We start from the raw sequence: 13,843 nt of genomic DNA on the forward strand, positions 1-13,843 counted from the left end.
TGCGACCCCTTGGTGGTTTACAGTTATATGTATTCTACTCACAGGCCTCATCACCGACAGGCTTTCTCGCATGAGAGAGGCATCTGCACGGAAGACCGCAGATGTGAAACGCTGGCGTGAAGATTTGACAGAGGAACTCCATGAATGGTGCGCAGCTGCGAGTGAGCACTATACATCCCAAGACTCCATTAATAACACAGAAAAATCTGCAGCATTGCTAGTAGCTGGGTATCGAAGAATTCGACGCAATGCCGGCAAGTTTCCAACCATAAATATAGCTGATGGGGCTAAATGCCGAAGGTTGATGACTGATTTGGATGAGCTTGTAACAGGCGATCCTGATTTCGAAAATCAAAGCCGCGCTCTACGACCAGCAAGAGATCCACTTTTAACTGAAATGCATAATCTTGCAGAGAAAATTGAGAATACATTTAATTTTCCGAGGAAAGAAAAATCCTGAATCACTTGTTTTCTTAAGTGTTCCACCTATTAGGTTCGCGAATTCTTATTTAACTTATTTGTTTTTAGGAGTTTTCCTACATAGATTTAGCAGTCAATGAGCCATGATTGCGCCGGGATGTCAGGCCATCTCGAACTGTCAGGATGACGGCTATTCGAACGCACGGAGCCACGCGCCGACACCTAAAGAAGCCACCGGTTAGAAGTCGGTGGTTTTTTCTTTGCGAGCTAGCAAGCTCTACAGTTCAGGCAGGTATAGCCGATAACGGCCAATTTCCCAAGACCATCTGTCCCACTAGCAGCTGCACTAGCTGCTCTTTTTTTTGGCTTTCTTTCCGCCCAGGTTGATGGTCAGTCCGGGCTGACTGATATCGCCGCTTAGCGCTTGCCCAACTTCGTTGGCATGCATCACGAACTTGTGCCGGCCTGATGCTTTCACCGCCGCACCTAGCGCCGCGCTGACGGCCAACTTGATCTCTGGCGATGCAACACGATAGGCCGACAGCACCTGTGCCTCATCCGCGCTGATGCCATTGCGCTCGCCGGTGAGCACATAGAGCACATCGATCCCCAGCGTAGTAGCCGCGAGCAGGTATGCACCACCGGGCAACTGTTCGCCCTCTTCTTTTTCAAAGTTGACCTGAGCACGCTTCGTCAACCCGCAGCGTTCCGCCAACTCGGTCTGTGTCAGACCAATGCGTTTGCGCTCTTGCTTCAACCTCAAACCAACCGACACAAAAATCTCCTTGAAAGGTGCACTTAAGTTCCCTATTCTTGCCGTACACCAACGTGAAGCACCGATATGCCTGCACGCCGCAAGACCACTGCCACACCTCCCACACGCACCACAGATGAAGCTCGAACCTGGCTTCGTGCCAATGGCATCACCATTGCTTCATTCGCTCGCAAACATGGCTTGAGCCGCGATGTTGTGGGCGATTTGCTACTTGGCAGAACAGTTGGGAATTTCGGAGACACACACCGCGCAGCAGTGCTGCTGGGCCTGAAACCGAACCCGGATTCTGCCACACAATCCCCGAAATCCTCGCGGAACTAGGCGGGCATGTCAGCCGTCCTTCCACGACGCAAAGCGGTCTTCATTTGTGAAGGCTGTGGGTCCTCACTGCACAAGCGCAGTAGCTATCTCACACACCGATTTCTTCGCAACGACGTGTACGTCTGCGACAACCCGGTGTGCGGTGCCAGCTACACCGGTCACACCGAACTGACGGGCCTGTGCAGCCCCAGTGGCATGCCACACGCGCACAGCGATTTGCCGCCGACACCAGGCTACCTCCGCGCGATGGCACTCAAAGCGTACCGCGAGGTTGCCAATGCCGCGCAGATGGATCTTCTAGACGCCGCAGCACCGTAGTTTTCAGCCTCAGGGGGCATCCATGATGGGCAAGATCGAGCTTGCGGACCTTACGTCCGCTCAACAGTTGTGCCTGCAATCCGCCGTTCGCTGCGGTGGTCTGACCAAAACCGGTGCCGAATACGCACCGCGTTACCACCACGAGCGCGAAGTTGGACGCACCTACGACACAGCCACCGTGGCGCAGTTGATGCTGCGCGGTCTGCTCATGAGCAGCCGCACACACTCCATGCATGCGCTGGCGACCGATGCGGCAATGGAACTGCTGGACTACGGCAGCGTTGCGCGGGAGATCAGCGCATGAGCCAGAGCAACGGATGGGCTACCGCCCAGGCGCCGCGCTTTGTTGACGCGCCTTCGCAAGCCAGCCAGCAGTACGTGGCACCGCACAAGAAGCGGGAACAGGCCGATGTGCTGCGCCTGCAGGTGGAAGCGCACCTGGCGAGCGGCGGTGCTTACGAGGTGATCACCACACCGCGCCCGATCGGCAAGAGCCTGGCTGCGCTGGCGCTGCGCTCCACTGTGCGCAAGGGCGGCTGATCCATGCAGGAGGATCTACGGCAACTGGTGCTGCAGCGACTTGAGCGCGACTATGGCCTCAAGCATCGCAGCGGTACCAGCTACATGCGCGGCGGCGTGTGCCCAGCCTGCAGCAAGAAGGAGCTCTACACCTTCGAGCCGAAGCCGTGGGTCATCAAATGCGGCCGCGAAGCCAAGTGCGGCCACGAATTGCACGTCAAGGATCTGTACGACGACCTGTTCGACGATTGGTCCAAGCGCTTTCCGATGACCCAGGCCTCGCCAACCGCATCGGCAGACGCCTATCTGGAATCCTCGCGCGGCTTCGCGCTGGCGCCGCTGCGTGGTCTGTACACGCAGGAAAGCTACTACGACATCAAGGTCAAGGAGGGCACCGCTACGGTGCGCTTCGCGCTCGACAAGGGCGGCTGGTGGGAACGCCTGATCGATCGGCCGCACAGGTTCGGCAAGCAGAAGGCGCGCTTCGCGCCAGGCAAGAGCTACGCGGGAGCATGGTGGTGCGCGCCGGCGGCTGCAGAATTGATGCGCACGGCGACCGAGGTGTGGATTGTCGAGGGCATCTTCGATGCGATCGCGCTGCTGCAGCACGGCGTCTGCGCCGTGTCCGCCATGTCGTGCAATGCCTTTCCTGATGAGTCCCTGCGGCAGCTGGCGAAGCTACGCGCCGGCAATCTGCCGACGCTGGTGTGGGGCCTGGACAACGAGCCTGGCGCGCGCGACTACACCCACAAGCATGCCCGCCGCGCCGATGCACTGGGCTTCAATAGCCGTGCGGCGCTGATCGCGCAGCCGGTCACCGGCAAAAAGATCGACTGGAACGATCTGCACCTACGTGCACAGGCAGGCGGCGACAGCCAGAAGCAATGGGACGCGGCGCTGACCGAAGCGCGCTATCAGGGCGATTTGCTCATGGCCCGCTCGGCGATCGAGAAGGGCTTGCTCATGTACGACCACAACCAGGCTTCCGACTTCTGGCTGGAGTATCGCTCGCGCTTGTACTGGTTCGAGTTCGACACGGTGCGATTCGAGAAGCTGCTGCGCGACGTGGAGCCGGAAGAAGACAGCGAGATCGATCCGGACAAGCTGGCGAAGATCCGCCGTGCCGCGTGCTCGGTGAACAAGATCGCCAACTGCTATCCGGAAGCGCTGTATTTCCAGCGCCAGGAGGTCACCGACGAAAGCTGGTACTACTTCCGCATCGACTTCCCTCACGACGCGAACAGTGTCAAAGGCACCTTTACAGGCGGCCATATCTCCAGCGCCAGTGAGTTCAAGAAGCGCCTGATCAGCCTGGCCGCCGGTGCGATGTTCACCGGTAGCGGGCACCAGCTCGATCGCCTGATTGAAGAGCAGACCGAGGCAATCAAGACCGTGGAGGCCATCGACTTTGTTGGCTACTCCAAGGAACACCGTGCCTATCTGCTTGGCGACATCGCGGTGCGCGATGGTGAGGTAGTCACCGCCAACGAAGAGGATTACTTCAGCTTCAAGAAGCTACGACTGAAGAGCACGCAGAAGTCGATCCGCTTAGAGATCCAGCGCGATCCAGAGGCGTTCCGCATGGATTGGCTGCCGTGGCTGTGGCAGTGCTTTGGCACGCACGGCATGGTCGCTATGACGTTCTGGTTCGGCTCACTGTTCGCCGAGCAGATCCGCGCCGGGCACAAGAGCTTCCCGTTCCTCGAAGCTACTGGTGAAGCTGGCGCCGGCAAGACCACGTTGCTGACCTTCCTGTGGAAGCTGCTGGGCCGTTCCGACTACGAGGGCTTCGACCCAGCAAAGTCGTCCAAGGCCGGCCGCGCACGCGCCATGGGACAGATCTCCGGTATGCCGGTAGTGCTGCTGGAAGCGGACCGCAGCGAGCCAGACAAGGCACACGCAAAGACGTTTGAGTGGGACGAACTGAAGGACTTCTTCGGTGGCGGCACCCTGGCGACACGCGGCGTGCGAAATGGCGGCAACGACACCTACGAGCCGCCATTTCGCGGCACGATCGTGATTAGTCAGAACGCAGCGGTCGATGCGTCAGAAGCGATCCTCACCCGCATCGTAAAGCTGCACTTCAAGCGCCCACAGGTCACCACTGAAAGCCGCATCGCGGCCGATAACCTCAACGCGCTGCAGGTCGAAGAACTAAGCCATTTCCTGATCAAGGCGGTGCGTTGCGAAGGTGCCATCCTGGAGAAGTTTGCCGAGCGGGTGAAGTTTTACGAGGCGCGCCTGCGCGAGAAGCCGGATCTGCGCCTGGAGCGTGTCATCAAGAACCACGCACAGATGCTGGCGCTGCTGGATTGCCTGCGCATGGTGATCACCATTCCCGAAGAGATGATCAAGGCCACGCGCGATGCGTTGCTGGAGATGGCGTTCGAGCGGCAGAAGGCGATCAGCGCCGACCACGCGCAAGTAAACGAGTTCTGGGAGGTCTACGAGTACTTGGAGGCCACCGGCAACGGCAAGCCTGTGGTGAACCATAGCCGCGATGCCAGCCGCATCGCGATCAACCTCAATCAGTTCGCAGCCAAGGCGGCGCAGTTCAGTCAGGTTGTGCCCGATCTCAAGGTGCTGCGCGGCCTGTTGGCGGATTCGCGCCGGCACAAGCTGGTGTCGGCCAACACCGCCGTCAACAGCGCAGTGCTCACCAACGGCTTCGGCGCCGGCACAACCGTGAAGTGCTGGGTGTTCTCGAAGTGAGTACCGCAGATTTCCGCATTTTCCCGTTGACACGCCCCAAGGATCGGAGCGAGTATTCCTACGTCGCCGCACAATCGGTGACCGGGCTTGGCAGCCTGAATACAAGCGGCGCAATAGCGCCCATCGACCGATGTCTGGCGCTTTTTTATTGCCCGACGTCGAGTTGGGCGCATGCCTGCCAGTTCTATGGCGGGCGGTGCGTGGAGGGCTTCGGCCCTGCCGGTTCCGTTTGTCCGGTCTGCCAACCCGCACCGTCCGCCACCTTGCTTGGCAGCAAGTGGGCGGATTCCAGACCACAAACGGAATCCAAAATGTCCTACGACACCCAAGAAGCGCCCGCGTCTGCGGCGCGCCAGGTCGCACACTATTTCGGCCTGATCGCCAACACCCTTGAATGGAACCATGCCGCGTGGCTGAGCCTGATGGCTCGCCTCGAAGGCACTGGCAAGGCTATCCAAGCCCTCACGCTTGCCGACGTTGAAGCCGCGATTGCTGCCGTTGATACCGCGTTTGCGGAGGCGCAGCGATGAGTGCCAACAAGCAATTTCGCGTCTGCCCAGGCGTCATCCTCAGCTTCGAGATGATGCAAGGCTATGTGCTGGCAATGCTGCATTCCGACGCGCAACACGATGTGGCGCCTGTGCTGATCGCTTGCGAAGCAACGGGCTTTGATGACGTGTTGTTGGGGGGCGATGCGCATAGCGTCGTGCTAGGCCGGCTGCATGTCTGCATGCGTGTGGATCTTGCCGTCGACGTGCTCACCTGGCTGCAGAAACAGGCGCGCGCGAATGGAGCCGCACGATGAACAGCGTGCGTGCAACCGCTTATCCAGAAGACGCCGACTATACGATCAGCGAAGAAGAACACGACCGCCTGTGGCGCGTGCAGCAAGCAGCCAGCTTGCTCGCCACCCTCAATCACGACATCGCCACACGCGCAGGGATCAGTCACGACGGCATTGCCGCTGTTGCCGATTTCATGCGCGAAGAGTTGCTCGACATCGCCTGCAACGCCAGGCACGTGCGCGAACCCACCAAGCCGCCAACCGGCGCCGATTTGATCTGACCTGTTCCAGCGGGTCCGGCGGGCGGTGCGTCAACACCGCCCCTGGACCTTCCATCAACGAAGCTCGAGGAGAGCCACATGCAACAGCACGCTGTCACACGCTCGCAGATTTCCAGTGCCGGACCCGGCCAGGAGGCTACCACGCCCGTCGAAGCCGCTTTCGACTTAGCCGTAGGCAAGGATTGCAGCGCGATCGCCACGCTCTACATCACCCACGACGCAGTCGTGGTGGTAGCCGCTCTGACCATGGGGCAGCACAGCAGTGCCGCCCAGCGCTGGGAGCGCCGCCGAGGCCCTGGCAAAGGATGGAAGCTGATCAGCGGCCCACGCCTGTTCACCAGCGAGGCCCACCGGATCAGCAATGCGCTGGCCAAATTTATGGACGATCTGGATTTTCCTTTCGACCTGGCCAACATGCTGCCGCGCCGCCCGACCGCCGCTGCCGAGGCGGCGATCGCTGCTGCCGCGCGGGAGGTGGCGCATGCTTAATTTGGTCCTGATCATGATTGCGCCGACGATCGGCGGCGCGCTGCTCTACCGCCTATGGATCTCGCGCCCGACGCGTACCGCACATATCGGGCTGGCCGTAGGGCAGATCCCGCAGCGCCTGCGCCGCCGTCGCGCCATGGCCGTGCGCCGGATGGTGGCCCATGGCTGAGTCAATCGTGGTCTATGGGCCGATGGCCAGCGGCAAGTCGCTCAACGCCGAGGCGATCTGCCAGGCCTACGGCCTTAAACGCGTGGTGGAGTTGGACGAGCGACTGCAACGCAAGGGCGAGGACTGGCAACTGAGCCAGAACGATGTGGTCATGTTGACCAATGACCAGGCGCTGGCCGAACGCACTGCGCAGCGCATGCGTGTCAAAACGGTTGCGATCACCGAGGCTCGTCTGCGGGTTGGCGCCGCGTGGAGGGCGCTGCGATGAACCTTGATCGCGTCATTGCTGTATCCCGCGCTGCACAGCGCAACGACGGCCCCGGTCCGCTGTCTACCGGGGAAGCGTTGACCGCTGCCCTGGTGCTCAACCGGCACGACTGGCTCGCGGACATGGATTACACCATCGCGCAGGCGCTCGATCGGATCGATGAAGACACCACTGCGCACCTACGGCAGGCAGAGCGAGCGATCCGGAACGGCGCGGGGGCAGCGGAGGAAAATACCGCATGACACAGCGCGAGATCTCGCACCCTGAGCCGCTTCCCGCCTGCAGGGCCGGTCATGTGGGCCGACACATCGTTGATAGCCGTCGCCTGCAGGCCGGCGGCGGACACGTCATTGAGTGTCGATGCGGCCGCACCAAGAAGCACTCCGCCTTCGACCAGGCACTGGCCGAATGGAAGCGGATGCACCGCATCCGCGTACTACGACAGACGGCGCCAGCCGACAGCAACGTGGTGCAGCTGGGCCTACGCCTGCGCGGAGGCACCGGCCAATGAGCGATGAGGAAACAGAAGTACACCGGCGCCAATGCGAAGCGCGTTACTGGCTGCGACAGGGGTACACCGACGCCAGATCGGTCGCCCTGTTGCAGCAACTGGTCGCCGCCAAGCGTGGCGACCAGGCGGCGCAGGATCTGCGCGACGAGATGCGCGAGCAATGGAAGAGCCGCCGGCAGTGGCAGAAGGAGCAGCTGCTATGACCGGGCGAATCCTGCATTTCGTCGACCTGCAGCGCATCTGTTCGCCGGACGGCCCGGCGCCACGCCTCACCGTCGTCTGCCGCTGGGCTGACCGCGAAGGCATCCGCTACCGCTACGACCGCAAGGGTCGGATATGGACAACGATCGACGCAGTGAATGCCGCGCTTGGCATCGCCGAGCCTGCGGCCAACCAAGAAAATGCCATGGAGCTGATCTGATGGGACGCGGTAGAAAACGGAAGTTCAACCCAGCCATTCCTAGCCATGTTGACCAACAAGCCCTTCCTCAAGGGCTTTATTGGGAGAGCAACCGCTGGTTCATGTATGAGCCTCATAAAGAAGGAGGGCGTCTCACGAAGCGAACGGTTGCGCTTGCCAGTGCACGTCTCTCCGAGCTGCATGCGATTGTCGAAGCGGCTAGGGGAGGTAGCGCGCAAGGGACGCTGGCCTATCTTTGCGATCATTTTCTTGGCACCCCGCCGATTGCCGCATCCAGTGAGTTCAAGGAACTCGCGGCGGGGACGCAGAAAGACTATCGCCAATGCGCTGCTGCGGCGTGCAGCTACGTGCTGAAGGACGGTTCCACCCTGGGAAAGATGCAAGTTGCGCGGATGAATATCCCCATGATCCAGCGTCTTGTTGAGACGCTGGCAAACGGACGCTCCGCCAGTGCGTCGCAGCCATTGATTGAGCCCCGTCCAAGCAAGGCAAATCACGTCCTGCGTTTCCTCAGAAGGTTGTTCTCTTGGGGGATGCGATTCGGGCTTTGCGCCCACAATCCTGCCAAGGGCGTGCGGCAGGCGAGGGAGCTGGCCGAGCATAAAATGCCGGAGTCCGATGCGTTTGCCACGATTTTAGACTTCGCTCGCCAGCGCGGCCGGCTCAAGGCACACAGCCTTGGCAGCGTCTCTCCCTACTTACATGCGGTGATGCAATTGGCTTACAACCTGCGACTTCGTGGGGTTGAGGTCACCGAACTCACTGACGCACATGCTGACGAGGTCGGGATCCGGAGCAACCGGCGCAAAGGCTCTCGGGACAACATCACCACGTGGAATGACGAATTGAGGGAGGCTTGGCAGTGGCTGGTCGGCTATCGGAAAGATGCAATGTCGGCGCGCGGCCGCCCCGTGGAGCTGAAGCCCGAAAAACGTCGCCTTCTGGTCAATCAGTCAGGTACACCCCTAAGTAAAGGGGCGCTGGACAGCGCATGGCAGCGGATGATGCAGATGGCGATTCGAGAGAAGGTCATCAGGGAAGATCAGCGCTTCTCGCTGCACGGTCTCAAGCATCGCGGCATCACCGATACGGTTGGGAACCGCGCCGACAAGCAAGACGCCGCTGGGCACAAGTCGCCTCATATGACTCAACGTTACGACCACCAGGTGCCCGTCGTGAGTCCGCCGAAAAAGCAGTGACCGCACAGCGCTGCAGTTGCCGAACTCGTGGCTGCAGCGCGACTCAGTGGGGCCGTGGAACAATGAAATTCAGTTTTTTTTTTCAACAATTTTTCCAAACGCACAAAAAAGGCGCCATCGGCGCCATCTAAGTCATTGAATTTATTGGTGGGCCGTGATGGATTCGAACCATCGACCAAAAGATTAAAAGTCTTCTGCTCTACCGACTGAGCTAACGGCCCACTGCCCGACTGTGCGCCGGGGTGCGCATTCTACCCTACACCGGCGTCAAGACGAAATCGCGTAATGCGTCGGGTCCGGCACGCCGGCGTCGGCAAAGCCGGCTGCGCGCAGACGACAGGCATCGCAATGGCCGCAGGCACGTCCGTCGGCGTCGGCGTTGTAGCACGAGACGGTGAGGCCGAAGTCCACGCCCAGGCGAACGCCCGCACGCACGATGTCGGCCTTGCTGAGGAACTGCAGCGGCGCATGCACGCGCAGGCCCGCGCCTTCCACGCCGGCCTTGGTGGCCAGATTCGCCAGCACCTCGAAGGCACGCACGAACTCTGGCCGGCAGTCCGGGTAGCCGGAATAGTCGACCGCGTTGACGCCGCAGAACAGGTCGTTGGCGCCGACCACTTCGGCCCAACCCAGGGCAAGCGACAACATGATGGTGTTGCGCGCCGGCACGTAGGTGACCGGGATTCCCGCGCCTCCTGCCTCCGGCACGTCGATGTCAGCGGTCAGCGCCGAGCCACCGATGCTGCGCAGGTCAACGTCCACCACCTTGTGCGCCACCACGCCCTGCGCGGCGGCGACGCGCGCCGCCGCGTCCAGCTCGGAGGTATGGCGCTGCCCATAGCGCACGCTCAACGCATGCACCGCGAAGCCCTGCTCTTGCGCAAGCGCGATAACGGCGGCGGAATCCATGCCCCCGGACAACAGAACAACGGCTTTTTTCATGACGGATCAGGCAGTAGACAACAGAAGCGGAAAGGCTAGCAGGGTCGGTCGGTGAGGCGGTAGCGCAGCGCATAAGGCAAAAGACTTTTCATCTTCTGCGCCTGACGCACCGGCGCAAGCAACACACCACACACCGCGGCGCTCACCTCAACTCAATCCGCGCCTCCACATGCACCGCAGCGGTACGGCCGGCGTTTCAGCGGCCCGGTTCGTCGTCCCAGAGGATCTTGTGCAGCTGCATCTGGAAACGCACCGGCAGCCGGTCGGCGACAATCCAGTCGGCCAACTCGCGCGCGCTCACCTGCCCCTTGCTGGGCGAAAACCATACCGTGCACCGCCGATCCAGCGCCTGCGTGGCGACCACATCGCGCGACCATTCGTAGTCGGCGCGACTGCAGATGACGAACTTGATCTGGTCGCGCGCGGTCAGCAACGGAAGGTTGTCCCAGCGGTTGCGGTGGTCCTCGCCCGAGGCAGGGGTCTTGATGTCCACCACGCGCGAGACGCGCGCATCCACAGCGGACACATCCAGCGCACCGGAGGTTTCCAGCGAGACATCGAAGCCGGCGTCGCAGAGTTTGTGCAGCAGCGCCAGGCAGCGCTTCTGTGCCAACGGTTCGCCGCCGGTGACGCAGACGTGGCGCACGCCGTGGCTGGCGACCTCGGCCACGATCGCGTCGATGTCATGCCACTCGCCACCATGGAAGGCGTAGGCGGTATCGCAGTAGGTGCAGCGCAACGGGCAGCCGGTCAGGCGCACGAACACCGTCGGCCAGCCGGCCGCTTCGGCCTCGCCTTGCAAGGAAAGGAAAATCTCGGTGATCTTCAATCGCGGCAACGGCGACTGGACGATCTCGCTGGGGACGGCGGCGGCGTTCATGGGCAAAGTATGCGCCGCGCCCGAAGGCGCCAGCGCGAAACGGCTCAGCGCAGTTGCTGACCGAGGCGGATGGACTGCAGACGCTCCTGGGCAACGCGTGCCGCGTCGGAGCCTGGGTACTGCGTAGCGACCTGTTGCAGGGTCTGCTGCGCTTCGGTGTTCTTGCCTTCGCCATACTGCGACAGGCCGAGCTTCAGCAGGCCGCCAGCGGCCTTGTCATGCGTGGGGTAGCGGCTCACGAGATCGCGAAACTGCGCCTCGGCCAGCTGGAAATTTCGGGTGGCGTAATAACTTTCACCCAGCCAATACAGTGCATTGGGGGTGTAGACGCCATTGGGGTACAGCTCGAGAAAGCTGAGGAACAGCTGCGACGCATCGTCGTACTTGCCGTTCTTCAATGCATCGAAGGCCACGTTGTAGGCAGTGCGCTCTTCGTTGCTGATGGCCAGCGTGCCAGGGTCGCCGTGGACAGTGGGCGGCTTCTCGGAAGTCGCCGCCGCTGCAGGCCGCGCGGCCGGTGCCGGGGCTGGGGTGACGCTGCCGGTGGCCGATGGCAGTGGCGGAACCGCACCACCCGCACCTTCCAGCCGATTCAGACGCCCGTCCAGATCCAGGTACTGGTCCTTGGACTGTTGCTTGAGTTGCTCGTTGTCATGCTGCAGCTGTTCCACTGTCGCCCGCAACGCCTGCAGGTCCGAACGCGCCTGCTGCAGCTGATTGAGGAGATCGTTGTTGGCCTGACTATTGGCCTGCTGCTGCTCGAGCACGGCAACACGGTCAGCGAGACTGGCCCGCTGCGCGTATGCCGGCGCGGCGACCACAAGGGCCGCCGCGACGAACAGGGATGTCACTCGAAAGCGCATCGCTTCTTACTGAGCCGTGTACACGATCTCGACGCGGCGGTTCTGCGACCAGCAGCTTTCGCTGGTTTCGGTGCAGACCGGACGCTCTTCGCCGTAGCTGACAACGGTCAGCTGGCTGGCCGAACCACCGGCAGCCTGCAGAGCCGACGACACGGCGTTGCCGCGACGCTCGCCCAGACCCATGTTGTATTCACGCGAACCGCGCTCGTCAGCATTGCCCTGCAGGGTGATGCGCGAGGACGGACGGTCACGCAGGTACTTGGCGTGGCACGCCATGATGGCCTGGAATTCCGGCTTCAGGGAGTCCTGATCCAGATCGAAGTAGACAACGCGCTGGCGCAGGCAAGCATCGGTATCCAGGTCGCCCGGGCCGTACAGGCCAGAGGTGGACGGACCGGTCGGAGCGGTGGAACCGGCGGTGGTGTCAGTTGCGGGAGGCGGAGTTTCCTTCACCTTCTTGGAGCAACCGGCCAGCACTGCAACGGACAACAGGGAGACAAGCAAGACGCGGGTGGACTTGTTCATGGGATACCTATGGAGGCTCTGGGCCAATGAGTGGTTTAACGCAGCGAAATATTAACATTAATGCGCGGTTCGGTAAGGCCCCCATGCGGGTTCTCTTACATCACCGTCGGCCAGAACCAGGCGCTGGCGGACCCGTGCGTCGGCAGACACGGCGTACAGGACGCCCCGGCCACCCTCACGTGCGGCGTACAGCACCATGCTGGCATTCGGCGCGAAGCTCGGGGATTCGTCCAGCGAACCCGGCGACAACGTGCTCCAGCTGGGCGAACCCAGGCTGCGATCCATCATGGCGATGCGATAGGTATTGCCGCTGCCCTGTGCCACGGCGACCTTCTTGCCGTCGAACGAGACACTGGCGGTAGCGTTGTAGTTGCCCTGGAAGGTCACGCGGTTGGCGCTGCCGCCACTGGCTGCGACCTGATAGATCTGCGGGCGGCCACCACGGTCGGAGGTGAAATAAATGCTGCCGCCGTCCGGTGCCCAGGTCGGCTCGGTATCGATGCCGAAGTGGTTGGTCAGCTGGGTCAGCTGCTTGCTGCCCAGGTCCATCACGTAGATCTCCGGGTTGCCGCTGCGCGACAGGGCCAGCGCCAAGCGACGGCCATCCGGCGAGAACGAGGGCGCGCCGTTGATGCCACGGAAGCTGGAAACCAGTTCGCGTGCGCCGCTGGCGATGTCCTGCAGATAGATCGAGGAATTGCCACGCTCGAAGCTCACATAGGCCAGCTTCTTGCCGTCCGGGCTCCAGTTCGGCGACAGCAACGGCTCGGCCGAACGCACGATGGTCTGCGGGTTGTAGCCATCGGAGTCGGCCACCATCAGCGCATAGCGCATCGAGCCGCCGCTGCCGCTGGCGGTCACGTAAGCGATACGGGTCCAGAACGCGCCACGCACGCCGGTGACTTTTTCATAGATGGCGTCGGCCATCTGGTGCGAGACATCGCGCATCGCATTGGCGCGTGCGGTCATTGCCAGGCCCAGCAGGCGCTCGCCCTTGGCGACGTCGAACAGCTCGTATTCGACGCGATAGGCGCCCTCACCGGCGTCCATCACGCGGCCGACCACGATGTAGTTCTGCTTGAGCGTGCGCCAGGTCTGGAACTGCACCTCGGTGCCGCGGGTCGGCTTTTCAACGATCTGCGCGGCCGGCAGGGTGCGGAACTGACCGGAACGGTCCAGGTCGGCACTGACCACGGCGGAAACGTCGGTCTGCGGCGCGGTACCGGAGCCCTGGTACGGCATGGGAACGACAGTGATCGGCGTGGCCGAGGCGCTGCCGCCGACAATATCAATAGTGAGCCCTTGCTGTTGCGCGAACGCGCTCAGCGGCAGCAACAGGGCGGTCAAGGCAGCTAACCAACGCAGCGGTTTCTTCATGGACGGCTCGGATCGGGCAGGAAAAGTGGGCAAGGGATACCAATCAGCGAGTGAACATACTCGCAATCA

Annotated in this window: 23 protein-coding genes and 1 tRNA gene; 17 read left to right on the forward strand and 7 right to left on the reverse strand. The window is 61.8% G+C overall.

Going from position 1 to position 13,843, the window contains the following annotated elements; translation table 11 throughout:
* The first annotated feature begins 70 nt into the window (after nucleotides 1-70).
* Nucleotides 71-460, forward strand: a complete 390-nt coding sequence (locus XCC_RS15535) for a hypothetical protein (protein WP_164923342.1) — start codon at nucleotides 71-73, stop codon at nucleotides 458-460.
* 306 nt (nucleotides 461-766) lie between these two features.
* Here the strand turns inward: XCC_RS15535 and XCC_RS15540 are convergent, their stop codons facing one another.
* On the reverse strand, nucleotides 767-1,195 hold the full coding sequence (locus XCC_RS15540; RefSeq protein ID WP_011038115.1) for a helix-turn-helix domain-containing protein: 429 nt from the start codon (nucleotides 1,193-1,195) through the stop codon (nucleotides 767-769).
* 66 nt (nucleotides 1,196-1,261) lie between these two features.
* On the opposite strand from XCC_RS15540, the gene XCC_RS15545 reads away from it, so the two are divergent.
* The 16 genes from XCC_RS15545 to XCC_RS15615 all read left to right on the forward strand — a co-directional run bounded on the left by XCC_RS15545 (nucleotide 1,262) and on the right by XCC_RS15615 (nucleotide 9,187).
* Nucleotides 1,262-1,516, forward strand: a complete 255-nt coding sequence (locus tag XCC_RS15545) for a DNA-binding protein (RefSeq protein WP_011038116.1) — start codon at nucleotides 1,262-1,264, stop codon at nucleotides 1,514-1,516.
* 6 nt (nucleotides 1,517-1,522) lie between these two features.
* Nucleotides 1,523-1,834 (forward strand): ogr/Delta-like zinc finger family protein, encoded by a 312-nt coding sequence (locus tag XCC_RS15550; RefSeq protein WP_074056808.1) that lies wholly within the window; start codon nucleotides 1,523-1,525, stop codon nucleotides 1,832-1,834.
* A 22-nt stretch (nucleotides 1,835-1,856) separates the two neighbouring features.
* Nucleotides 1,857-2,138 carry a hypothetical protein gene (locus XCC_RS15555; RefSeq protein WP_164923343.1) on the forward strand — a complete coding sequence of 94 codons (282 nt, stop codon included), beginning with the start codon at nucleotides 1,857-1,859 and terminating at the stop codon, nucleotides 2,136-2,138.
* On the forward strand, nucleotides 2,135-2,374 hold the full coding sequence (locus tag XCC_RS15560) for a hypothetical protein (RefSeq protein WP_011038118.1): 240 nt from the start codon (nucleotides 2,135-2,137) through the stop codon (nucleotides 2,372-2,374). The genes XCC_RS15555 and XCC_RS15560 overlap by 4 nt, the downstream gene beginning before the upstream one ends.
* Before the next feature lie 3 nt (nucleotides 2,375-2,377).
* Complete coding sequence (locus XCC_RS15565; protein ID WP_164923344.1) at nucleotides 2,378-5,065, forward strand: toprim domain-containing protein; 2,688 nt, start codon at nucleotides 2,378-2,380, stop codon at nucleotides 5,063-5,065.
* A gap of 311 nt (nucleotides 5,066-5,376) precedes the next feature.
* Entirely contained in the window at nucleotides 5,377-5,595 is a 219-nt protein-coding gene (locus XCC_RS15570; protein WP_104533278.1) for a hypothetical protein, read from the forward strand.
* Entirely contained in the window at nucleotides 5,592-5,870 is a 279-nt protein-coding gene (locus XCC_RS15575; protein ID WP_164923345.1) for a hypothetical protein, read from the forward strand. Before XCC_RS15570 ends, XCC_RS15575 begins: the two co-directional genes overlap by 4 nt.
* Nucleotides 5,867-6,130 (forward strand): hypothetical protein, encoded by a 264-nt coding sequence (locus XCC_RS15580; RefSeq protein ID WP_011038121.1) that lies wholly within the window; start codon nucleotides 5,867-5,869, stop codon nucleotides 6,128-6,130. The genes XCC_RS15575 and XCC_RS15580 overlap by 4 nt, the downstream gene beginning before the upstream one ends.
* Nucleotides 6,131-6,208: 78 nt before the next feature.
* Nucleotides 6,209-6,619: a hypothetical protein gene (locus XCC_RS15585; protein ID WP_011038122.1), complete on the forward strand. Its 411-nt coding sequence runs from the start codon at nucleotides 6,209-6,211 to the stop codon at nucleotides 6,617-6,619.
* A complete protein-coding gene (locus XCC_RS22135) occupies nucleotides 6,612-6,788 on the forward strand; it encodes a hypothetical protein (protein WP_165442010.1) in 177 nt (58 codons plus the stop codon). Before XCC_RS15585 ends, XCC_RS22135 begins: the two co-directional genes overlap by 8 nt.
* Nucleotides 6,781-7,056 (forward strand): hypothetical protein, encoded by a 276-nt coding sequence (locus XCC_RS15590; RefSeq protein ID WP_011038124.1) that lies wholly within the window; start codon nucleotides 6,781-6,783, stop codon nucleotides 7,054-7,056. The genes XCC_RS22135 and XCC_RS15590 overlap by 8 nt, the downstream gene beginning before the upstream one ends.
* A complete protein-coding gene (locus tag XCC_RS15595; RefSeq protein ID WP_104600173.1) occupies nucleotides 7,053-7,298 on the forward strand; it encodes a hypothetical protein in 246 nt (81 codons plus the stop codon). The genes XCC_RS15590 and XCC_RS15595 overlap by 4 nt, the downstream gene beginning before the upstream one ends.
* Nucleotides 7,295-7,567, forward strand: a complete 273-nt coding sequence (locus tag XCC_RS15600) for a hypothetical protein (protein ID WP_164923346.1) — start codon at nucleotides 7,295-7,297, stop codon at nucleotides 7,565-7,567. The genes XCC_RS15595 and XCC_RS15600 overlap by 4 nt, the downstream gene beginning before the upstream one ends.
* Nucleotides 7,564-7,770, forward strand: a complete 207-nt coding sequence (locus XCC_RS15605; RefSeq protein WP_011038127.1) for a DUF7696 family protein — start codon at nucleotides 7,564-7,566, stop codon at nucleotides 7,768-7,770. Before XCC_RS15600 ends, XCC_RS15605 begins: the two co-directional genes overlap by 4 nt.
* Entirely contained in the window at nucleotides 7,767-7,988 is a 222-nt protein-coding gene (locus tag XCC_RS15610; RefSeq protein ID WP_016851175.1) for a hypothetical protein, read from the forward strand. The genes XCC_RS15605 and XCC_RS15610 overlap by 4 nt, the downstream gene beginning before the upstream one ends.
* Nucleotides 7,988-9,187: a tyrosine-type recombinase/integrase gene (locus XCC_RS15615; RefSeq protein ID WP_011038129.1), complete on the forward strand. Its 1,200-nt coding sequence runs from the start codon at nucleotides 7,988-7,990 to the stop codon at nucleotides 9,185-9,187. The genes XCC_RS15610 and XCC_RS15615 overlap by 1 nt, the downstream gene beginning before the upstream one ends.
* Nucleotides 9,188-9,332: 145 nt before the next feature.
* Here XCC_RS15615 and XCC_RS15620 read toward each other — a convergent pair.
* The 6 genes from XCC_RS15620 to tolB all read right to left on the reverse strand — a co-directional run bounded on the left by XCC_RS15620 (nucleotide 9,333) and on the right by tolB (nucleotide 13,774).
* Nucleotides 9,333-9,408: transfer RNA gene (locus XCC_RS15620), tRNA-Lys, on the reverse strand.
* Nucleotides 9,409-9,454: 46 nt separating this feature from the next.
* Nucleotides 9,455-10,129 (reverse strand): 7-cyano-7-deazaguanine synthase QueC, encoded by a 675-nt coding sequence (queC, locus tag XCC_RS15625; RefSeq protein WP_011038130.1) that lies wholly within the window; start codon nucleotides 10,127-10,129, stop codon nucleotides 9,455-9,457.
* A gap of 196 nt (nucleotides 10,130-10,325) precedes the next feature.
* The gene (gene queE, locus XCC_RS15630) at nucleotides 10,326-11,009 is read right to left on the reverse strand and encodes a 7-carboxy-7-deazaguanine synthase QueE (protein ID WP_011038131.1); all 684 of its coding nucleotides are present in this window, start codon (nucleotides 11,007-11,009) and stop codon (nucleotides 10,326-10,328) included.
* 44 nt (nucleotides 11,010-11,053) lie between these two features.
* The gene (ybgF, locus tag XCC_RS15635; protein ID WP_011038132.1) at nucleotides 11,054-11,872 is read right to left on the reverse strand and encodes a tol-pal system protein YbgF; all 819 of its coding nucleotides are present in this window, start codon (nucleotides 11,870-11,872) and stop codon (nucleotides 11,054-11,056) included.
* A gap of 6 nt (nucleotides 11,873-11,878) precedes the next feature.
* A complete protein-coding gene (gene pal / locus XCC_RS15640; protein ID WP_011038133.1) occupies nucleotides 11,879-12,397 on the reverse strand; it encodes a peptidoglycan-associated lipoprotein Pal in 519 nt (172 codons plus the stop codon).
* A 57-nt stretch (nucleotides 12,398-12,454) separates the two neighbouring features.
* Complete coding sequence (tolB, locus tag XCC_RS15645; protein WP_011038134.1) at nucleotides 12,455-13,774, reverse strand: Tol-Pal system beta propeller repeat protein TolB; 1,320 nt, start codon at nucleotides 13,772-13,774, stop codon at nucleotides 12,455-12,457.
* Nucleotides 13,775-13,843: the final 69 nt, after the last annotated feature.

The sequence above is a fragment of the Xanthomonas campestris pv. campestris str. ATCC 33913 genome, assembly GCF_000007145.1.
In the GTDB taxonomy this organism is placed as follows: Bacteria; Pseudomonadota; Gammaproteobacteria; order Xanthomonadales; family Xanthomonadaceae; genus Xanthomonas; species Xanthomonas campestris.